Origin of the sequence: Streptomyces sp. NPDC051738 (genome assembly GCF_044453205.1) — a bacterium.
Lineage (GTDB): Bacteria > Actinomycetota > Actinomycetes > Streptomycetales > Streptomycetaceae > Streptomyces.
The window spans coordinates 470,229-491,197 of record NZ_JBITCM010000006.1 but is presented as its reverse complement, the minus strand read 5'-3'; the positions used below and the strand labels follow the sequence as shown (position 1 = coordinate 491,197).

Below are 20,969 nucleotides of genomic sequence, written 5' to 3'. Positions count from 1 at the left end.
CTCCTCGTGGTTCACGTCAGCCGACCCGGGCCAGGTGCGCCGCCAGGCGGTCGATCGTCGGGTTCTTCAGCAGATCGATCGTCGGCAGGGGGACGCCGAGCTCCGTCCCGATCCGACGGGCGAGCCGCACGGCGAGCACCGAGTCGTCGTTGATGTCGAAGATGCTCTGGTCGTAGCGGTCGACCTCGGTGCGCAGCACCTCGGTCCACAGCTTCGCCAGCAGCCGCTTCAGCTCCTCGCCGCGCGGCGGGCCGACGGGGGCCGCCGGCGGCGCCTGGTCCGGTTCGTCCAGCCGCAGCCTGCTGCGATACATCGGATGTGCCGGCAGCGGGACCCGGTGGGGCTCCTGGCCGGACCAGTACGACCAGTCCACCGGCACACCCGCGGTCCACAGTCGGGCCGCGTCGTGGAGCAGCCGCGCCACCGGCGACGACTCGGAGCCGCCGTCCGGGCCGAAGTCCCCCGGCGGCGGTTCAGCCGGGGTTCCGATGACGACCACCGTCGCCCCGTCCGCGGTCCGGCCCCCGAAAGCCTCGGCCAACCGGCCGCCCTCCCACACGTCCCGAGTCCAGTGCAGCGGGTCGAGGGCTCGCGACTCGGGCAGCTCGCCGCCCACGACGGCCGACAGGATCGGGACGCGCGGGACCCGCGGCCGCACCTCCGGCGGGCCGTCGAGCAGCCCGGCCCGCCAGGACAGCAGGGCCAGCGCCTCGGTCTCGTCGAGGACCCCGCTGAAGCAGGCCGCGAGGACTTCACCGGCTCCGGCACCGCCGACCGCGTCGGGCCGTGCGCCGGATTCGGCCCACAGCGTCGCGAGCACCAGTCCGGCGGTCACCCGCGCGGCCGGCGGACTCTGCGCGCTGATCAGGGCGCTGTCGATGGACCGCTGCGCGATGTCGGCCACGGCAGGCACTCGCTCGGCCAGCACCCGGAAATCCTCGACCGGGACCTCGCCGAACAGGAACGACACGGCCGGGGCGGCCTCCGCCGTCGGCGCCGCCGCGGCCCCCGCGGCGATCGCCCGCAGTCCGGCCACGGCGGTGGCGTGGTCGTCCGCGACGACCGCGCGGCGATGCGCGAACCCGCGCCGGCCGGCCCGCAGCGTGTAGTCGGCGTCGGCGAGGTCGGGGGCGTCCGGCCGCGCCAGCACGTCGGCCAGCCGGCCTGCCAGCTCGCGCAGCGCCCGGTCGCTCTTGGCACTCACCGCGAGCAGCCGGGGACCGGCGTCCGGCGTCGGCCGCGCGGGCAGCGGTGGCGCCTCCTCCAGCACGACGTGCGCGTTGGTGCCGCCGATGGCGAACGAGCTGACCGCGGCCCGCCGCGGGGTCGGGCCCGGCTGCCATGCCATCGGCAGAGTATTGATGTGGAACGGGCTGCCGCCCAGCTCGATCTCCGGGTTGGGCCGGGTGAAGGTCGGGTGGCCGGGGATCTCCCGGTGCCGCAGGGCCAGCACCGTCTTGATGAACCCGGTGATCCCGGCGGCGGCGGCCAGGTGCCCGACATTCGCCTTGGCCGAGCCCAGCGCGCACTGTCCGGGCTGGGCGCCGCCGCCGGCGAAGGCTTCGCTGAGAGCGGTGAACTCGATGGGGTCGCCCAGGGCGGTCGCGGTCCCGTGCGCCTCGACGTACGTGATGGTGTCGCTGTCCACCCCGGCGACCGCGTGCGCCTCGCTGATCACCGCCCGCTGCCCTTCGACGCTCGGGGCGGTGTAGCCGATCTTGTCGGAACCGTCGTTGTTGACCGCCGATCCCTTCAGCACGGCCAGGATCCGGTCGCCGTCCTCGATCGCCTCGGCCAGCCGCTTCAGGGCCACCAGGCCGACGCCGTCGCCGAACGTGGTGCCGTCGGCGTCCGCGTCGAAGGGACGGCACCGGCCGTCCGGGGAGAACATCATCCCCTCGCGGTACACATAGCCCGGATACGCGTTGGCGATCACCGAGACGCCGCCGGCCAGCGCGATGTCGCATTCCCCCGCGATCAGGCTCTGCGCGGCCACGTGCACCGCGACCAGCGATGTCGAACAGGCGGTCTGCACGGCGACGCTCGGCCCCTTCAGGCCCAGCTTGTAGGAGATCCGCGTGGTCAGATAGTCCTTGTCGTTGGCGACCATGAGCTCGATGCCGTCGTAGGTCAGCAGGTCGCAGGACCGGGCAACGACGTTCGTCAGGTACGTGTTCATCGCCGCGCCGGCGAACACCCCGACCGCCTGATCGCCGACCCCGCCGGAGTAGCCGATGGTGTCGAGCAGTTCCCACGCGACCTCCAGCATGATCCGCTGCTGGGGATCGATCAGCTTCGCCTCGCGCCGGGTATAGCCGAAGAACTCGGGGTCGAAGTCGAAGGCGTCGGGCAGGATGGCCGCTCGCCGGACGTAACGCGGATCGCGGAGTACCCGCTCGGGCACACCGGCGGCGAGGAGTTCGTCGTCGGTGTAGGTGGTCAGCAGCTCGTCCCCTGCCCGCAGCCGGCTCCAGAACGCGTCCACGTCGGGGGCGCCGGGAAACCGGCCGCACATCCCGATCACGGCCACGTCGTTCGACCGGATCGTCACGTCGATCTCGTCGGCGTCAGGCATTCTTCCCGCCCCGTTCCCGGGCCCGCAGGCGCGCGTCGCGGACCGTGTCGTCCGCCAGTCGGATGCGTCGGCTCGACGTCCGATCCCGGTCGCGGCCCCCGCCTCCGCCGACGACGGCGGGCGCGGCATCGGCCCGGCCGAGGCGCGCGGCCAGACTGGCCACGGTCGGATAGCGGAACAACTCGGACCCCTTCAACGGCGGGTCCGCGGCGTCGCCGGCGAGCAGTTCGTAAACTTGCAGCAGCATCATGGAGTTGCCGCCGAGATCGAAGAAGTTGTCCTCGCGGCCGATGTCCTGGCGCTGCAGCACCTGCTGCCAGACGGCCGTCACCCGGCGCTCGCGGTCGCTCGGCGCCACGGCGGCGCCGGTTCGAGCGGCCACGCTCGCGAACTGCTCGGCCAGTCGCGCGCGGTCGACCTTCTGACCGGCGTCGAGCGGGAACGCGTCGAGGAACCCGATCGCGGTGGGCACCATGTAAGGCGGCAGCGTGGAACGCAACTCCGCTCTCAGGGCACCTTCCGTCAGGTTCCACCCCGGCTCGGGAATCACGCAGGCGACGAGGCGGCTGTCGTCGACGCCCGCGCCGACGACCAACGCCGTCGACCTTCTGACACCGGGCACCTTGTCCAGCTGGGCTTCCACGCCTTCCAGCTCGACCCGGAACCCGCTGATCGTCACCTGGTCGTCGACACGTCCCAGGGTTTCCAGTTGCCCCCCGGTGTTGACCCGCGCCAGATCGCCGGTGCGGTACAGCCGGCCCTGCGGCTCGAGCGGGCTGTCGAGGAAGCGTTCCTTCGTCAGCTGCGACTGGTTGACGTAACCCCGGCTGACGCACTGTCCGCCGATGTGCAGTTCGCCAGTGAACTCCGGCGGCACGGGCTGCCCGTGCTCGTCGAGGACGTGGACCCGGGCGTTCGCCAGCGGGAGTCCGACCGGCACGCTGATTCCTGCGCAGTCTTCGGGCCCGACGGGCTGCGCAGTGACCCAGACCGTGGTCTCGGCCGGGCCGTACATGTTCCACAGCGTCCCGCACCACTCGCGGACGGTCCGGGCGAGCGGCGCGGGCAGAGGCTCGCCCCACGAGAAGACGTGCCTCAGCGCCAGACCCTGGGCCCCGGTCCGCCGGACCACGGCGGACAGGCCGTGCAGGGCGGAGGGGGTCTGGACCATGTGGGTGACCCGTTCCTCGACGAGCATCTTGTGGAAGAGGTCAGGCGATCGGGCCGCCCCCGACGGCACGACGACCAGGCACGCCCCGGCCAGCAGGGTGCCCCACAGCGACAGATCGGAACCGGCCGGGTGGAAGAACGCCCCGACCGCGGTCTCGTCGATGACGACGTGCGCACGCATCGACTCCAGCAGCGTCAGGACATTGCCGTGCTCGACGTCGAACCCCTGGGGCGTCCCGGTCGAGCCGGAGGTGTAGACGGTGTAGGCCACGTCGCCGGCTCGCGGCAGATCGCCGGGCTCGCCGGCCGGCGGCAGCTCGGTCTCCGGCATGATCAGGACCGGCACCGCGGCACCGTCCAGCAGACCGGCCAGGTCCGGCTGGGTGAGCACCACGCGCGCTCCGCTGTCGTCGAGCACCGTCCGGCACCATGCCGCGGGATCGGACGGGTCCAGGACCACGTAGGCCGCCTGGGCCCGCTGGACCGCGACGATCGCGGCCACCGTGTCGAGGGAGGGCTCGAGCAGGAGGGCGACCCGGCTGCCCGGCCCGACGCCCTCGGCCCGCAGCCGGGCCGTCCAGCGCCCGGCCAGCTCGTCGAGCTCGGCATACGTGAGCTGCTCTCCATCGCAGCGCACTGCCGTTCGATGGGCGTGCTGCTCCGCGGCCTGCCGGAAGCGGGCCGCCAAGCTGTCGTCCGACGCGACGGACACCGGCACGGGGTGCCGGTCGACGCCGTGCCCGGCCGCGCTCAGGATCGGCAGATCCGCCACACTGCGGTCAGGGCCGGCGACCGCGGCCCGCAACAGCGTCGCGTAGTGCTCGGCGGCACGGCCGGCCGCGGCCGCGGAGAAGACGGACTTGCGGTACTTGAGCAGTCCGACGAGCCGGTCGCCGTCGTGGACGACCTCAAGCGTGAGCTCGAGCTGGTCGTCCTGCTTGGCCAGCGGGAACGGCGCCGCGGACAGTCCGGCCCAGGCGACCGGGGCCGCGCCCTCCTCGGCCGCGTGGAGGGCGGCGTGCGCCGGATGCCGACTGGACTTCTGATAGATGAACATCGCCTGGAAGATCGGATTGCGACCGTCCACCCGGCGCGGCGCCAGCTCGCTGACTAGCAGCTCGAACGGATAGTCCTGGTGCTCGAACGCCTCGGCGACGGTGCGGCGGGTCCGGCCGAGCTGCTCGCGGAACGAGACCGCGTCGCTCAGGTCCGCACGCAGCACGACGGAGTTGACGAAGTTCCCGACGCATTCGGCCAGCGCCGGGTCGGTGCGGCCGGCGAACGGGCTCCCGACGAGCACGTCACGCCGGCCGGTATAGCGGCCGACGAGGACCTGAAAGGCCGTCAGAAGTACGACGTAGGGCGTGACCGCTTCCGCCTTGGCCAGCGCGAACACGTCGGCGGCGAGTTCTGCGGGGATGGGGAACATGAGCGAACCGCCGCCACCGGCGTCCGCCGGGTCCAGATCGAACCGGGGCCATTCGGCCGGTTCCAGGTCACCGGAGAGCTGGGCGTGCCAGTAGGAGCGGGCCCGGCCGCCGCGTTCGTCGGCGATCAGCTCACGCTGATACGCGACGAAGTCGCTGTACGGATTGTTGCGCCCAGGCAGCCGCGCCGGGCGCCGTTCGGTCTCGGCGACGTACAGCTGCTCGAGTTCGGCCAGCATGGTGCCGAGCGACCAGAAGTCGCACACCACATGGTGGGCGGCCAGCAGAACGACCGCTTCTCCAGGCGCCACCAGGTATGCCCGCGCTCGAAGGGGAGGCCCGGTCACGAGGTCGAACGGCTCGCGGTAGGCGACTCGCACCGCTTCGCGAAGTTCTCCTTCAGTCCACTGACGAGCATCCAGTTCGGCGAAGTCGGGTTCGAGCCAGCCGTGGACGGTCTGACGGCCGGCGGTGCCGTCCCCGTCCCGGTCGTCGGTGCCCACCCGGCTGAAGGTGGTGCGCAGCGCCGCGTGCCGCCCGACGAGCGACCGCAGGGCGCCGTGGAACGCGGCGGCGTCGAATCCGCCGGTGAACCGGGCGGTGAGGGCGACGTTGTAGGACGCGCTGTCCGGGTCCATCTGATGCAGCATCAACATCGAGCTCTGCGCGTACGAGAGCGGATGCTCGGTGCGCGCCTGTCCGGCCCGTGCCCGAAGCGCCGCCTCCAGCTTCTTCCGGAGGTCGTAGTCAGTCATGAGTGTCACTCCTCGGTCGATCCGACGGGGGTGGAAGCATCTGGGCCGGCCCACAGAGGCAGGAGGGCGTGCAACTGGTCCTCGGTCAGCGCGTCGAGCGAGGCCAACAGCCGCTCCGCCTCCTCCGGCGAGAACCGGTCCGGCCCGCCCGCCTCCTCACCGGCCCCCGCCCCGAGCTCGAGCCCGAAGACCTCGACGACCGGCCGGCCGGCGTCGTCGACGACCGAGACGTCGACCACCTCTCGCGCCGTCTCGCCCACCCGGTGCCGGACCACCGCGACTCCGGACCCCGCAGCGCTCGCCGACTCGTGGATCACGACCCGCTCGATCCGGAACGGCAGCTCGGTGGACGGCGCCGGAGCCGGCCGATCCGCTCCCGGCCGATCACCGACCGTCCGCCCCATCGCACGGAACGGCGCGTGGTACCTCACCCAGTCGACCGGAATCCCCGCCTCCTCCAACCGAGTCAGGTGTTCCAAGACCGTCACCGAATCCGGTGTCCGAGGCGACAACCCCGCCAGCCAGAGCTCACTCCCGTCGCTCTGCGCCCGGCCGGCCGTGGTCAGCGTCCGCCCGGGCCCCACCTCCAAGAAGAGCGTGCAGCCGCTGTCCATCAGTGCCCGGACTCCCCCCATGAACCTGACCGGTGAGGTGAGCTGCCGGCCCCAGTACTCCGCGCCGAGCTCCCCGCCCGCGGCCCAACCCCCGGTGAGGTTCAGCGCCAGCGGCACGGCCGGGCTCCGGTGCCGGATCCGGCCCGCCGCCGCGACCAGCTCCGGGACGGCCGGGGCGACCAGCGTCGAGTGGAAGGCGTGGGTGGTCTCCAGCGGGATCGTCAGCCGGCCTCGCCGCTCGAACGCCGCCACCAACTCCCCCATCGCTGTGTCGGTCCCCGAGACGACGATCCGCTCCGGGGCGTTGTACGCGGCCACCGACGCCGCGCCACCGTGTGCCGCGACCAGGCGTTCCAGCTCCGCCGGGTCAGGACCGCCCACGGCGACCATCCGGCCGGCGCCGGGCACGGCCGCGAAGGCCCGGCCGCGGGCGCTGACGAGTTCGAGCCCTTCCTCGACGCCGAACACCCCCGCCACACAGGCGGCCGCGTATTCGCCGAGACTGTGGCCGACCACCGCGTCCGGCCGCACCCCGCACGAGGTCCAGAACTCCGCCAACGCGACCTGCAGCAGAAAGACCGCGGGCTGGAGCAGCTCGGCCCGAGTCTGGGCGGCCGGGTCGGCGAACACGTCGAGCGGACCGACGCCGGTGAGCCGGCGGAACCGATCGGCGTGCCGGTCGATGCCCGCGCGGAACAACGGGTGCTCGCGATGGAGTTCGACGCCCATGCCGACGTACTCAGAGCTCTGCCCCGGAAACAGGAACCCGGTCAACGGCCGCGTTCCGGCCGCCGTCACGAGGTCCCCCTGCGCCGACGATGCGGCGACAGTTCTGGAATGACCTCCGGTCGAGGGATCACCGTCTGAATCCGACATGACCTGAACATTGTCGTAGGGCATTCCGGGCACGAAGGAACTCCAACCGATCTATCAAGTCTGGAAAAAGTCAGTCAGGTGAGCCCGCGACGACATCCAACGGGCTTGAATGGGATGACGCCGATTTCCAGAAGAGGTCGAAGCGCCGTTGACCGAGGGCGCTATCACCGAACCACGAACATAATGGTCAGGACGTCTCGCCGACCAGTTCGCTCAGCACGTCGCTGAGGTCGCTGAGCAACGGGTTCTTGAGGATAACGCCCGTGATCCGGGAAATCCCGAGCTCCTTGCGCAGGGCCTGGCCGAGGCGGACGGCGATGATGGAGTTGCCGCCGACGGCCAGGAAGTCGTCGCCGACGCCGATGTCAGGATTCCCCAGAAGCTCCCGCACCTTGCCGACCACCAGCTCGTCCATGGGGTTACGGAACCCGCTGTCGACCGTCACCTGGCCACCTCTCGCACTTCATCGGTCAGCTCTCGCAGGCTGGCAGGCCGCATGTCCGACCAGTGTGCGGACACGTATTCAAGACAGTTCGCCCGGGTGTCCGCGTCGTGCGCGACCGACCAGCCGGCGGGCACGGCATGGGACGCCGGCCACAGCGAGTACTGCTCCTCGCCGTTGACCAGGACCAGATGAACGCCTGCCTCGTCTTCGAACGGATTGGCCACGGCTCTCCTGTGTGAACGAAACCTGATTTCCCGAAGGACGTGTCCATCGTGCGCATGTCTCGCCGGCGAGACAACACTCCGACGGCCGTTCTCCACCGCGGTCCGCGGTGAGTGTGTCCGCGAAGAACGAGGGTGCTATGAATCAGGATCGGGCGCATTTACTGACCGATATTCGCGACACACCCCCGACTCCGAACCCGTATCCGCTGGGGAGAACGCACGATGGATCTCAGCCTCTTCTATTTCGCCAACGACAGCGGAGGCGCCGAGGCCGACCGGTACCGGTTGTTGCTCGAAGGCGCCCGCTTCGCCGACGAGAACGGCTTGGCGGCGGTGTGGACCCCGGAACGCCATTTCCACCCCTTCGGTGGGACCTATCCGAACCCCTCGGTGACCAGTGCGGCGATCGCCGCGACGACGGAGCGTGTCAAGATCCGGGCGGGCAGCGTCGTGGCACCGTTGCACCACGCGCTGCGGATCGCCGAGGAGTGGTCTGTGGTGGACAACATCTCCCGGGGCCGAGTCGGGGTGTCCTTCGCCTCCGGCTGGCACGCCGTCGACTTCGCCCTGAATCCGGCCGCCTACACGAACCGCCGGACGGAGATGTACGAGCGGATCGAGCAGGTGCGTGCGCTGTGGCGCGGCGAGGCGATCGAGGTCACCGACGGCGCGGGGAACCCGGTGAAGGTGCGGTCGTTCCCGCCGCCGGTCCAGACCGACCTGCCGATCTGGGTCGCCAGTGTCGGCGACGTCGAGACCTTCCGGAGCGCCGGCCGGATCGGAGCCGGGCTCCTCACCCACCTGCTCGGCCAGAGTCCCGAACAACTGGCGCACAACCTCGCCGAGTACCGGAAGGCCGCGGCCGACGCCGGCTGGCCGGGCCACGTCGCGGTGATGGTGCACACGTACCTCGGCGAGGACACCGACAGGGTCCGAGAGCTGGTCCGGCCGTCGCTGAGCGACTACATGCGCAGCTCACTCGGGCTCATCCTGTCGTCGGACCTCAGCACCGGAGACCTGGAGCCGGACGAGATCGACATGCTCGTCGAGCGGGCCTTCGAGCACTACTTCGACAACGTCGGCCTGCTCGGCTCGGTCGACAAGGGCGAGCAGGTCGTGGCGCGGCTCGCGGAGCTCGGCGTGGACGAGATCGCGTGTCTCATCGACTTCGGACTGCCGACGGACGAGGTCATGACCGGCTTGACCTACCTCAAGCGACTGCAGGACGCGTGCGGCGCCGACGCGTCCGACCAGCGCACGATCTGACCCTGATCCTTCCCATGCCGCCGCGGTCGCCCGGCCAGGGTGCGGATCCACCGTGCCCGCGCCGGGGCCGACCCGCACCGAGCGGGAGTTCACGGCCTTTCTCTCACCCGCCCGCCAGGCACGGCGCCGGCGTTCCACCGACCGCTCACTCACCCGCAGATCCTTCGCGATCAACACGGTCTTCTCATTGCGAGCGAACCGCTCGCCTGCCTCGTACCGGATCCGTTCGCGTAACCGCCGTCGATCGGCGGTGAGTCCGCCACGCGCGGCTGTGGTGGAATGCGTCGAGCCGGTCGGCGAGCTCGGCGAAGCGCTGTGGGACGAGTCAGAGTTGGGGCTCTCCCAGATCGCCGGCTCCCACGGGTGTCGACGCGGCGAGGTCGACGCGGCGGGCCAGCTCCTCCACCGTCGTCGCCGCGAACAGGGTGATCAGTGGCAGGTCCACGCCGAAAGCTCGGCGCAGTGCGAACAGGATCCGCAGCGCCAGCAGGCTGTCTCCGCCGAGCTGGAAGAAGTCGTCCTCGGCGGTGACCACGTCGGCCCCCAGCGCCTGTGACCAGATCCGCGCTACGCGCTCCTGCGTGGCGGTGGCGAACCCGGCGGCAGGCCGCTCGACCGCATCCGCCACGGGCGCCGGAGCGGGCAGAGCCTTGCGGTCGTGCTTGCCGTTCGCGTTCAGCGGTATCCGTTCGAGCAGCGTGATGGTGGACGGCACCATGTAGTAAGGCAGTTGGGTGCGCAGGTACTGCAGAAGAGCTACCGGGTCGGGGCTGCGTCCCGCTCGCGGCTCGACATAGCCGGCCAGGCGCCGCTCCCCCAGGGCGTCCTCCCTGACGATCACCGCGGCGTCCTGGGCGTCCGGGTGCTGGCCGAGCACCGACTCGACCTCCTCCAGCTCGATCCGGAAGCCGCGCAGCTTGACCTGCCGGTCCACCCGGCCCAGCACCTCCACGTCACCCGTGGGAAGCATCCGCGCCAGGTCGCCGGTGTTGTACAGGCGGGCTCCCGGCCTCTCCGAGAAGGGGTGTGCAAGGAACCGCTCGGCGGTGAGCTCGGGGCGCCCCACGTAGCCGCGGGCCAGGGCCAGGCCGCCGATGTAGAGGGTGCCGTTCACTCCGAAGGGCACCGGCTGGAGCCGGTTGTCGAGCACGTAGAACTGGGTGTTGGGCAGCGGGCGTCCGATCGGCACCGGCTCCTCGTCACCGCGCTCGGGCATCGGAGTCTCGAACAAGCCGCTGTCCACGGTCGATTCGGTGATGCCGTAGGAGTTGACCAGACGGGTGCGGGGAGGACACAGCTTCGCCAGGTTCCAGTAATCCTGCATGAACCAGATGTCCGCGCCGACGGCCAGCACCTTGAAGTTGTCCAGCATCCGCCCCTGCTCGGCCACATAGGCGCTGAGCCGGCGGATGACGACCGGGACGAGGTCGGCGAAGTCGATCCGCTCCCGCTGGAGCAGCGTGTACAGCCGCGCCGGATCCAGCAGCGCTTCACGGTGGCAGAGCACCAGCGTGCCGCCGGAGCACAGCGCGCGGACCATGTCGCCGGTGAACACGTCGAAGGCGATGTTCGCGGCCTGGAGATGCCGGCGCACCACCGTGCCCAGGCCGTAGACCCGCTCCCAGGAGCGGAAGGCGCTCATCAGGGCACCATGGGTGAGCATCGCCCCCTTGGCCCGGCCGGTCGAGCCCGAGGTGTACACGAGGAACGCCAGGTTGTCCGCGTTCGGTTCGGCGTGCCGCACCGGCGGGACGGCGGCCGGCTCGTCCTGCGCCGCAACGGCGCCCTCGGCGAGCCAGTCGTCGACGTAGCCGACGCTCACCCCTTCGGTGAGCCCGGGTACCGAGGCCACCACGTCGTGGCGGGTCAGGAGCAGGCGTACGGAGGCGTCCGAGAGCACGTAGCGCAGGCGGTCCACCGGGTGGGCCGGATCGAGCGGCACGTACGCGCCGCCCGCCTTGAGGACGCCGAGCAGGGCCGCCACCGAGTCGGGGCAGCGCGGCGCGCAGAGCCCCACTCGGGACTCCGGGCCGACGCCGAGCGCGCGCAGCCGGGCGGCGATGATCCCGGCCCGCCGGTCGAGTTCGCGGTAGCTGACCCGGTCCTCGCCGTCCACCACCGCCACGGCGTCGGGGGTGGCGCGGACGTGCTCCTCGAACAGGTGGTGCACACACGTGTCGGGTGCGACCTCGACGGAGATCAGGTTGTCCCGGTTCAGGAGCTCGGCCCGCTCCGGTTCCGAGAGCAGCGGCAGCAGGGACAGCGGCAGACCGGGGTCCGCCACGGCGCCGAGCAGCAGCCGTTCGAAATGGGCGGCCATCCGCTCGACGGTGGCGTCGGCGAACAGGTCGACGTTGAACTCCCATTCGCAGCGCAGCCGGTCGCCCTCGTCGACGACGTGCAGGCTCAGGTCGTACAGCGCCGTGGTCCGGCCTTCGCCCTCGAACGGGCTGACGCGCAGCCCCGCCGGTTCCGGTGCGGGCCGCGGGGCGTCGTGCAGCGACAGCGTCGTCTGGAACAGCGGGGCGCGGCTGAGGTCGCGTTCCGGGCGTACCTCCTCGACCACGCGCGCGAAGGGAACGTCCTGATGGGCGAAGTCCGCCAGGCATGCCTGCCGGGTACGTGCGAGCAGCTCGCGGAAGGTCGGGTCGCCCGACAGGTCCGTGCGCAGGGCCAGCGTGTTCGCCAAGGGGCCGACGAGCGGTTCGGTCTCCGGCCGGTCACGGCCGGCCACGGACGTGCCCACGACGATGTCGTCCTGGCCCGAGTAGCGGTGCAGCAGGGCCGTGTATCCGGCGAGCAGCGTCACGAACAGGCCGGCGTCCGCGGTGCTGCCCAATTCCCGGAGCCCGGCGGTCAGTTCGGCGGGCAGGGTGAAGGACCGGGTCCGGCCCGCGTACGTCCGCACGGCCGGCCGGGTGCGGTCGGTCGGCACCCGCAGACTGGGCAGCTCGCCGCTGAACCGCTTTCGCCAGTGCGCCAGTCCGTGCGCCACCCGGTTCGCCGCACCGCCCGTGAACTGCTCGCGCTGCCAGTGGGCGTAGTCGGCGTACTGGACGGCGAGTGGCGGCAGCGGATCGGCGCCGCCGGTGCGGAAGGCGTCGTACAGATGGCAGAACTCGTCCGTCAGCACCGTCATCGACCAGTCGTCGGTGACGATGCGGTGCAGGTTGATCAGCGCGACGGTTTCCCGCTCGGTGAGCGCCACCAGCGTCACCCTCAGCAGCGGACCCCGGCCGAGGTCGAACGGCGCCCGCGCGTCCTGGGCTGCGAGCCGCCGTGCCTGCTCCTCGGCGTCGTCCGCGCCGCGCAGGTCGACGAGCCGGGGCTCCCGGACGTGGGTGTCCACCGGGGCGATGATCCGCGCCGGCTCGCCGTCGACCGAGGGATAGGTGGTCCGCAGGGTCTCGTGCCGCCGCACCAGGGCCTGGAAGGCCCGCACCGCCGTGTCCAGGTCCACCGGACCCGACAGCCGCAGCGAGTACGGCATGTTGTACGCCGCGTTCCCGCTGCCGAGCTGGTCCAGGAACCACAGGCGCTGCTGTGCGAAGGACAAGGGGGCGCCCGTGCCCGCCGGGCGTCTGGTGATCCCGCCCGGTGCCGCCGCGGTGCGCTCCTCAAGCCGCCGCGTGTGCAGGGCGTTCTGGGCGGGGGACTGCTCGCGCAGCCGCTCCGAGGTGTCGCTCATGCCGTCCTACCTTCGTGAGTGCGTCCCATGCATGCGCGACTTGTGCTATTCGGCACGGGTGCCGTCCTGTGCACGGGCCTTCCGGCCGTTGGCGGCGGCCTCCTTGGCGATGGCGCGGAAGAACTGCGGATAGCTGGGGGAGGTGTGCTTCGCGTACGACAGCGTCAGGTCGTGGCGCTCGCGGAGCTGGTTGATCGGGACGACCATGGCCGCGTGGTGCTCGATGTGCAGGTTGTTGCCGTTGGTGTACCAGGTGCTGAACCAACTGCCGGTGATGGAGCGGGTGTTGGCCAGAACGTCGGTGCTGGAGTTGTCGCACATGATGTGCTCGGGCAGTTCGACGAGGAAGTGCAGGGGCACCGCGACCAGCAAGGGCAACAGCCACACCCACAGCACCAGCTCGCCCTGGCCGAGCACGGCGAGCGCGACGGCCGCGAGGATCGGCAGGCTGAACAGCCGGTATTCGGCGACCACCTCACGCTTGCGGGCCGGTGCTATCTGGCCGGAGTCGTAGGTCCAGGAACCGGTCCAGGCGCGCACGACGTCCGCGACCGCGCCACCCAGCCGGCCGAAGGCCAGGGCCTCGCGGACCAGCGCCCTCCAGGTGACAGGCTGACGCGAGTCGAAGCCGAAGAACTCCGAGTCCTGGTCGGTGCCCAGATAGCGGTGGTGCTGCAGATGCAGGACGCGGTAATGGCTGTACGAGACCAGCATGGGCACGCCCAGCGGGACGCCGGCGATCCGGTGCCGGCGGGCGCGCCGGAATGCCGAGTGGTGCAGGCACTGGTGTTGCAGTTCCAGCCAGTGTGCGTACATCGCGCCGATCAATATGACACCCAGCACCCGCAGCGGCCACAGCCCGGTCAACAGCGCGAGGGCCACGCCGAGCGCCCAAAGGGCGTACGCGACAAAGAGTTTGAAGATGAACGTCCGCTCGTCGACGGCATTCACCTTGGCCCGTCGGAACAGGCCCTGTGGCGACGCCGTGCTTGCGTCGGAAGTCATTTTTGGCACCTTCCCCTGTGGCAGCCTCCCGCGAGATCGCTGCGGCAGTCGGGCAGGCATCAGCGACTTCGTGTGGATGAGGCACGAAGTTTGAAGTGGCGGATGAAGAAGTGTCGAGCACTCCGCTTGCGTGGCAAGGCGAGGCAACGCGGCGGGATACGCGCCGCGGCTGTGGTGTGGTCAGGCCTTTTCGCCGGATGATGCGGACAGTGCGGGGTATTCCAAGTTTTTCACTTCGCTTCTACCGCAGTTCATCGCCCATCGCCCTGATCAGGCTGGCCGGCCTCATGTCCGTCCAGTGCGCGGAAACGTATTCAAGGCAATTCTTGCGAGTTTCCTGGCCGTACACCACTTTCCAGCCGGCCGGTACCGCGTTGAAGGCGGGCCACAGCGAATGCTGGTTCTCGTCGTTCACCAGAACCAGGCATGCGCCCTCTTCATCGTCGAACGGATTTGCCACGGATTCCCCCGATGAATTGATCAAACGGCCGTCAGCGTAACAGTGACGATAACCAGCGGTCACCGTGTCTCGCCGGCGAGACACCGGCGTCGGCGTAATGGGATATCGCTATTCCTGATCGCCGCCGGAACGAAGGCAGGAGCTGGTCTGCGCCCAGGGCTCGAACCGAGCTCAGCTCATGGCAGGCACGGCCTCGCCGGTCATGTCGCCGAGCGCCACCACGATCTTCCGCGGCCCGGTGAAGGGGCTGCGTGAGTGCGCGACCAGCATGTTGTCGATGACGAGGACGTCACCCTCCTGCCAGGAGAAGGCGACCGATTCCCGGTCCATCAGGTCGCGGACCTCGTCCACCAGGGCGTCGTCGATGACAGTGCCGTCGCCCCAGAAGACGTTGCGCGGCATCCCCTGATCGCCGCAGATCTCCAGCAGCGAGGAGCGCGTTTCCGGGTCTAGCGACGACGGGTGGTGCAGCGCCAGCTGGTTGAAGAACACGGCCTCGCCGGTCGTCGGGTGGCGCAGCACCGCCTCGGCCTGACGCGAGGTCCGCAGGCCTCCGTCCGGCGTCCACTCGAAGCTCGTCCCCTCCGCGGCGCACTTGCGCTCGACCTCGGCGGGATCGTCGGTGCCGAAGAAGCGCGACCAGCTGACGTCGACGCCTTCGATGAAGTTGCGGACATAACGGAGCTTCTTGGTGGCGAAGAGCTCGGCCAGCTCCGGACGCATCCGGGCGAGAACCGTCCGGCAGTCGACGATCGGCGTCTGCCCACCGGACTGCGGGGCCACGATGCACGAGAAGAACTGCCGCATCGGCCACTGCGGCAGATGCGAACTCTCGTTGTGGAACAGGATCGAGAGGTCTTCCGGATACGGCGTCGACTTGTATACGCGGGCCGACCCGCCCTCTCGCGGAAGGTCCCCGTACTCAGGGAAGAGGGTGCCGCAGATCGCCGAGGCGGCCTGTTCGAACTTCTCCACCGAACCGGCGTGGAACCCCCGGAGCAGGACCGCGCCGTGCCGCAGCAGCCGTGCTTCGAGTTCTTCCCGGTTCGCCCGCAGCCAGCCGGGCAGGTCGACGCCGGGACCGGCCGGCGTGATGAGGACGGGGGTCGTCGGTGACTCCGGCAGGAAGCCGATGTTCACCGCGTCCCCGCCGGGTATCCGCACCTGCCGCCGGGTCGCGCCCAGCAGCGGGTGGGGGCCCGGGGTCGTGGAAGTGCCGTCGTTCATGTCGTGGTCCTCATTTCGATCTCCCGTCGGATCAGCTCGGCGAGTTCCTCCACCGCGGGCTGTCGCATGATGCCGTGGTGGGTCGTCGCCACCGAGGCGAAGCCGAGCTCAGGCCCGACCACCGATCCCCAGCCCCACGTACGGTCCGGATCCTGCGGCTCGTCGGCCGGCTCGGCGCGCACCAGCAGCACCGGGAAGTCGGCTCGGCCGAGTTCGGCCTGCTCCTGCACGAAGTAGCGGTCCAGAGCAGTCATGTTGGTCATGTAGACGTCCAGCAGGTTCCGCAGCTCCGCCTCACCGGAGTCGGGAGGCAGCCGCCCGACGTCCTGCATGGCCTTGAGCAGTTCCTGATGACCGAGATGACCGAGCGGCCCCTCCGGCAGGTCCAGCTGGTAGTGGAAGGCGAAGCGGCGCAGGAGATGGTCGGCGGGCTGCCGCGCCAGGGCGCTCTCCGCGTCACCGGGGACGCCGCAGTTGACGATGATCAGCTGCGCCACCTCGCGCCCGGAACGGCGCAGCGCCTGGGCCGTGGCGTAGGCCATGATGCCGCCGAAGCACCAGCCGATGATCACGGGAGCGGCATCGCCGACGGCCGCGATGTTCGCCGCGTACTCCTCGGCCATGGCGGCGAAATCGTCCTGCGGCGGCCTGCCGTGCAGACCCCAGGCCTCGATGCCGTAGACCGACCGGTCCGCCGGTATCAGCCGGGCCAGCTCCCAGTAGCTGAGCGTGTTGCCGCCGCCGGGGTGGACGCAGAAGACCGGGGCCCGCTCATGCGGTCTGCGGGCGGCGCGCAGCGGGACCAGGTTGGAGTCCTGGACGTCGCTCCTGCGCACCAGCTCCGCCATCGCCGCGACGGTCGGGGCGCTGAACACCGCGGACATCGGCAGGCGCAGGCCGAAGGCGTTGTTGATCTGGGCCATGAGCTTGATCGCACGCAGCGACTGTCCCCCGAACTCGAAGAAGTCCGCGTCGGGGGAGGAGATGTCCTGGTCGAGGATCGAGGACCAGATCGCCAGCAGGCGCTGTTCCACCGAGTCGCGCGGCCGGCCGGCCCGGGCCTTCGGCGGCGCGATCGGTGCGAGGGCGCGGCGGTCGAGCTTGCCGTTGCGGGTCAGCGGGAACCGCTCCAGCACCTGCCACCCGGTCGGCACGAGGGCGGCCGGGAGGTGCAGAACCACGGCTGCCCGCACGTCCTCGACGGAGATGTCCACTCCCCCGGCGGCGGTGAGGTAGGCGTCCAGGTGCGTGACGAGTCCGTCGGCGTCCGCGCGCGCCACGACCGCCGCGGCGCCGACGCCGGGCCGATCCGCCAGCAGCGTCTCGATCTCGCCGAGCTGTACGCGGTATCCGCGCAGCTTCACCTGGTCGTCGATCCGGCCGAGGATCTCGATGCCGTTGCCGGGCACCAGGCGGCCGAGGTCACCGGTCCGGTGGGCGTCCGCGGTGTCCGCCGTACCGAAGCCCGACCCGCCTTCGCGCAACCGCGCGAGGTAGCCGAGGCCCACGCCGGGCCCGCTGATCAGCACCTCACCGGGGCACCAGGGCGGCAGCGCGGCACCCCCCGCGTCGACCACCGTCAGGACGTTCTCCCCGAGGCCGGAGCCCACCGGGATCGAGGAACAGCGTTCATCGATCGAGGCGTCCAGCGGGAGGCATGCGGCGCCCACCGTCGACTCGGTCGGGCCGTAGTGGTTGTACAGACGCAAGGACGGCGCGATCTCTCGCAGCCGCTCGTACAACGGACGCGGCAGCAGTTCGCCGCCGAGCACGAGCACCTCGCTCGGCAGAAGCGCGAGCGGATCGGCAGCCTCGGCCAGCAGCGCCGAGAGGTGCGAGGGGACCAGCTTCATCGCGGCCGCGGGGCTCCCCCGGAACCACTCGGTGAGAGCCGCGGGGCTCGTGGCGGTCTCGGTGGGGATGAGCTGGACGCAGCCACCGCCGGCCAGGGTCGGGAAGACCGCCGTGTAGGCCAGGTCGGCGGCGAGGGTGGAGACCGCCGCGAACTCGGCGCCCTCGGACAGGGCGAGCGTCTCGCCGATCGCCGAGGCGTAGTGCGACAGCTGCTCGTGCCCGATGACGACGCCCTTGGGAAGCCCCGAGGTGCCCGACGTGAAGATCACATAGGCGGCGCCCGTGGCCGCCGCGCCGGATGTCACCGCGCGCCCCGGGGCGACGACCGCGTCGGCCGTGCACACGATGCGGACGGAGGCCTGGTGATCGGCCTTCGGATCGGGGGTGAGCAGCAGCGCGGGGTCGGCCTCCCGCAGGATCGTCTCGATCCGCTGCTGCGGCCACGTGGGGTCGAGGGGGACGAACGCCGCGCCGGCGAGCCAGACGCCGAGCATCGCGACGACCGTTTCCGCCGAGGCGGGAACGAACAGCGCGACCCGCTGCCCGGCCCGCACGCCGTGCTCGCGCAGCAGGTGCGCCACCGCGTCCGCGCTCTGCGCCGCGTCCCGGTAGGACACGACGGTCTCGCCGCAGCGCAGCGCGGGCTGCGCGGGCGTGCGCTCCGCCTGCGCGAGGAAGCGGTCGAGCACCGAGGTGTACGACGCACGGGGCCCGGCCTCGGCGTTCGGCGCGTTCGGCGCGGTGAGGCGCAGGCCGCCGACGGCGCGCTCCGTGCCACCGGACAGCAGATCGGTCAGCTGATGTCCGAACGCCTCCGCGACGAGGTCCAAGTCGGCCTGGGCGACGCGGCCCGCGCCCCCGACGAAGGTCAGGCGCAGGCTCCGCGACCCGCGCACGCAGTCGAGGTGCAGCGCACCAGGAGCTTCGTGGACGGACGCACCGGCGATGAGTTCCTCGGCCCACCGGTCCAGGCGGTGCCGGTACGAGAGCGGGCAGACGTCCGCGGCATGGTGTGCGGAGGCCGCGGTCCCCGGGTCGATCTGGTTCTCGATCGCCGCCACGGAGCGGAGCGCGTCCTGCGACGCCTGGAGCGCGTCGGCGACCGGGGTGTCCGCGCCGATCTCCAGCCGCACCGGTACCGGACGCTCCAACAGGCCGAGCACGTTCTCCAGGCCTTCCGTGGACCGGCCGTCGGCCAGCACCAGCACATGGTCGTCGGCATCGCGGCAGTACCGGCCGTACAGCGAGCGCCAGAGAGCCAGCAGCACCGCCGCCTCGCTCACGCCGCACCGTCCGCTGAGTTCGTCCAGCCGTTCCAGAGCCGGCCCCTCGACGACGGCCGAGGCGCTCACCGGCTCGGCGGCCGCGTCCCGGAGGGCGACGGGAGTGAGGAAGGGCAGCGCCGAGGACGGCTTCGACGACTGCCGCGCCGCCTCGTCGGCCATCGGCGGCTGCGCCGACTCGTCCAGCACTTCACCGAGCCAGGCGGCGACATCGGCGTACTGCAGCACCGTCTCCCCGGCCGCGGCGACCGAGTCCTCCAGGTCCTCCATCAGCAGGCCGACAAGCCGGGTCCAGGAAGCGTCGTCGACACTCAGCCGCGGCAGGGTGAGAACCAGCCGCGTGCCGTCCGGACCGAGTTCGTACTCGACGGTCAGCGCGCCGGCACGGAACACGGTGCGATCCGTTCCCGACTGCTCGATCGCGACCGGGCCCACCGGATCCACGACCTGGACGAGCGTGGGCAGCCCCGCGAACTCGGTGTACCGCGTACGCAGGCTCTCGTGCGTCGCGACCGCCGACGCGATCCGGGCCTCCAGGTCCGGCACCGGTATCCGTGTGGCGGTGCGGACGGTGCGCACCGCCGTGCTCCGGGCCTCGCCCGACCGGGCGAGCTGTTGCGGGGAGAGCTGATAGCCCTCCTCCTGCCAGGTCTCGACGCTCGTCATGATGTCTGCTCCTGAATGGTCATGCGGGCTCCGGCGCGGCGGCCGAGTCGGAATCGGTGGCGTGCGCCTCAAGGCGGCGTACCGTGCGCACGGGCGAGAACAGCAGGGCCAGGGAGGCCAGGAACGTCCCGCTCGCGGCCAGCACGATCGCCGTCCGCAGCCCGGTTCCGGAGGCGAGCGCACCGCCGAGCAGCGAGCCGAGCGAGAACGCGCCCAGCGCGCAGGTACGGGCCGTGGCGTTGACCCGCCCGAGCAGCTCGTCCGGGGTGGAGACCTGCCGGAAGCTGATCACCGTCACGTTGAAGACGGGAACGCTGAACTGGACGACGAAGGAGGAGGCCGCGACGACGGCGAGCGCGGCCAGTGAGTGGCCGTGCACGGCCGCCAGGACGAGATAGCCGAGGCCGGGCAGCGCCATCGTCAGGATCAGGGTCGGGCCGACGCCGAACCGTCCGGTCAGCGGGCCGACCAGAAGGACGCCGACCAGGGCACCGACGCTGCCGACCGCGACGATCAGGCCGACCTGCTTCGAGCCCATGTCGAGGACCCGGAGCAGATAGAGGAAGAACACCGACATCAGGGCGCCGGAGAACAGGTTGATGATCAGGGCGGCCGTGGTGAACCAGCGCAACAACGGGTGCCGCACGATCGCGGCGAACCCCTCACGGATCGAGGCCCGCACCGAGGGGGTCTCCGCCCCGGGCTGAGGCTTCGGCGCCTCATCGGCCGGCAGTCCCGCCACCGTGAAGAGGGACAGGGCGTAGCTCGCCGCGTCCACCGCGATCGCCACCGGGGCGCTGAGCGCGCTGACCAGCAGGCCCGCCGCGCCCGGCCCGACGACCTGCGCCATCGAGTCCGACAGTTCCAGCTTCGCGTTCGCCTCGCCGAGCCGGTCCCGGCCGATCAGACCGGGTGTGTAGGACTGGTGGGCGAGGTCGAAGAACACGGTCATCACGCCGACGACGAAGACCACGACGAAGAGCTGACCGATGTTCAGCACATCGAGCCAGTGCGCGACGGGGATCCAGGCGAGGGCCGCGGCACGCACGACATCGGCGACGATCATCACGGACCGGCGCGCCCGGCGGTCCAGCATCACGCCGACGAAGAGGCCGAAGAGCAGGAACGGCAGCGTCTCGAGGGAGACGAGCACGCCGGCTTCCATCGGCGTCGCATCGAGCAGCAGGACCGCGGTCAGCGGCATCGCGACGTAGGTGATCTGGGAACCGAAGAGCGAGGCCGACTGCCCCGTCCACAGCAGCGCGAAGTTCCGCTGGCGGAACAGCGAAGCCGGCTTCTTCCCGGCGCTCGAGGTGTCCTCGCTCATGAGCGCCGCACCGCCTGACGGATCTCGGTTCCCGGTCGGGAACGCGGGGTCTCGGCGCGTTGGTCCATCACTGTCTTCCTATCGGGTCGAATTCGCCGCACGGGTGA

Annotated in this window: 12 protein-coding genes; 1 reads left to right on the top strand and 11 read right to left on the bottom strand. The window is 70.9% G+C overall.

The genetic code is table 11. From position 1 onward, the window contains the following. Window positions 1-16 precede the first annotated feature (16 nt). The 5 genes from ACIA8X_RS17560 to ACIA8X_RS17540 all read right to left on the bottom strand — a co-directional run bounded on the left by ACIA8X_RS17560 (window position 17) and on the right by ACIA8X_RS17540 (window position 8,086). Window positions 17-2,575, bottom strand: coding sequence for a type I polyketide synthase (locus ACIA8X_RS17560; RefSeq protein WP_393448051.1), 2,559 nt, complete (start codon window positions 2,573-2,575; stop codon window positions 17-19). Further along, window positions 2,568-5,927, bottom strand: coding sequence for an amino acid adenylation domain-containing protein (locus ACIA8X_RS17555; RefSeq protein WP_393448049.1), 3,360 nt, complete (start codon window positions 5,925-5,927; stop codon window positions 2,568-2,570). Before ACIA8X_RS17555 ends, ACIA8X_RS17560 begins: the two co-directional genes overlap by 8 nt. A gap of 5 nt (window positions 5,928-5,932) precedes the next feature. After that, window positions 5,933-7,339 carry an acyltransferase domain-containing protein gene (locus ACIA8X_RS17550; RefSeq protein ID WP_393448047.1) on the bottom strand — a complete coding sequence of 469 codons (1,407 nt, stop codon included), beginning with the start codon at window positions 7,337-7,339 and terminating at the stop codon, window positions 5,933-5,935. A gap of 265 nt (window positions 7,340-7,604) precedes the next feature. Continuing rightward, on the bottom strand, window positions 7,605-7,862 hold the full coding sequence (locus tag ACIA8X_RS17545; RefSeq protein ID WP_393448045.1) for a phosphopantetheine-binding protein: 258 nt from the start codon (window positions 7,860-7,862) through the stop codon (window positions 7,605-7,607). Next, window positions 7,859-8,086, bottom strand: a complete 228-nt coding sequence (locus tag ACIA8X_RS17540; RefSeq protein WP_393448043.1) for an MbtH family protein — start codon at window positions 8,084-8,086, stop codon at window positions 7,859-7,861. Before ACIA8X_RS17540 ends, ACIA8X_RS17545 begins: the two co-directional genes overlap by 4 nt. Before the next feature lie 222 nt (window positions 8,087-8,308). On the opposite strand from ACIA8X_RS17540, the gene ACIA8X_RS17535 reads away from it, so the two are divergent. Continuing rightward, window positions 8,309-9,352 carry a MupA/Atu3671 family FMN-dependent luciferase-like monooxygenase gene (locus tag ACIA8X_RS17535; protein WP_399458630.1) on the top strand — a complete coding sequence of 348 codons (1,044 nt, stop codon included), beginning with the start codon at window positions 8,309-8,311 and terminating at the stop codon, window positions 9,350-9,352. Window positions 9,353-9,677: 325 nt separating this feature from the next. Here the strand turns inward: ACIA8X_RS17535 and ACIA8X_RS17530 are convergent, their stop codons facing one another. The 6 genes from ACIA8X_RS17530 to ACIA8X_RS17505 form a co-directional block, all read right to left on the bottom strand. After that, window positions 9,678-13,040, bottom strand: a complete 3,363-nt coding sequence (locus ACIA8X_RS17530; protein WP_399458629.1) for an amino acid adenylation domain-containing protein — start codon at window positions 13,038-13,040, stop codon at window positions 9,678-9,680. Window positions 13,041-13,085: 45 nt separating this feature from the next. Beyond that, window positions 13,086-14,045, bottom strand: a complete 960-nt coding sequence (locus ACIA8X_RS17525; RefSeq protein ID WP_393448037.1) for a fatty acid desaturase family protein — start codon at window positions 14,043-14,045, stop codon at window positions 13,086-13,088. 241 nt (window positions 14,046-14,286) lie between these two features. Further along, window positions 14,287-14,505 (bottom strand): MbtH family protein, encoded by a 219-nt coding sequence (locus ACIA8X_RS17520; RefSeq protein WP_393448035.1) that lies wholly within the window; start codon window positions 14,503-14,505, stop codon window positions 14,287-14,289. Window positions 14,506-14,676: 171 nt separating this feature from the next. Next, entirely contained in the window at window positions 14,677-15,732 is a 1,056-nt protein-coding gene (locus ACIA8X_RS17515) for a TauD/TfdA family dioxygenase (RefSeq protein WP_393448033.1), read from the bottom strand. Continuing rightward, window positions 15,729-19,535, bottom strand: coding sequence for an amino acid adenylation domain-containing protein (locus ACIA8X_RS17510; RefSeq protein WP_393448031.1), 3,807 nt, complete (start codon window positions 19,533-19,535; stop codon window positions 15,729-15,731). Before ACIA8X_RS17510 ends, ACIA8X_RS17515 begins: the two co-directional genes overlap by 4 nt. 19 nt (window positions 19,536-19,554) lie before the next feature. Then, on the bottom strand, window positions 19,555-20,862 hold the full coding sequence (locus tag ACIA8X_RS17505) for an MFS transporter (RefSeq protein WP_393448029.1): 1,308 nt from the start codon (window positions 20,860-20,862) through the stop codon (window positions 19,555-19,557). Between the last annotated feature and the right edge of the window lie 107 nt (window positions 20,863-20,969).

Coding starts and splice junctions, on each gene's coding strand:
- ACIA8X_RS17560 (WP_393448051.1), bottom strand. CDS start 2,575: ATGCCTGACGCCGACGAGATCGACGTGACGATCCGGTCGAACGACGTG.
- ACIA8X_RS17555 (WP_393448049.1), bottom strand. CDS start 5,927: ATGACTGACTACGACCTCCGGAAGAAGCTGGAGGCGGCGCTTCGGGCA.
- ACIA8X_RS17535 (WP_399458630.1), top strand. CDS start 8,309: ATGGATCTCAGCCTCTTCTATTTCGCCAACGACAGCGGAGGCGCCGAG.
- ACIA8X_RS17530 (WP_399458629.1), bottom strand. CDS start 13,040: ATGAGCGACACCTCGGAGCGGCTGCGCGAGCAGTCCCCCGCCCAGAAC.
- ACIA8X_RS17525 (WP_393448037.1), bottom strand. CDS start 14,045: ATGACTTCCGACGCAAGCACGGCGTCGCCACAGGGCCTGTTCCGACGG.
- ACIA8X_RS17515 (WP_393448033.1), bottom strand. CDS start 15,732: ATGAACGACGGCACTTCCACGACCCCGGGCCCCCACCCGCTGCTGGGC.
- ACIA8X_RS17510 (WP_393448031.1), bottom strand. CDS start 19,535: ATGACGAGCGTCGAGACCTGGCAGGAGGAGGGCTATCAGCTCTCCCCG.
- ACIA8X_RS17505 (WP_393448029.1), bottom strand. CDS start 20,862: ATGAGCGAGGACACCTCGAGCGCCGGGAAGAAGCCGGCTTCGCTGTTC.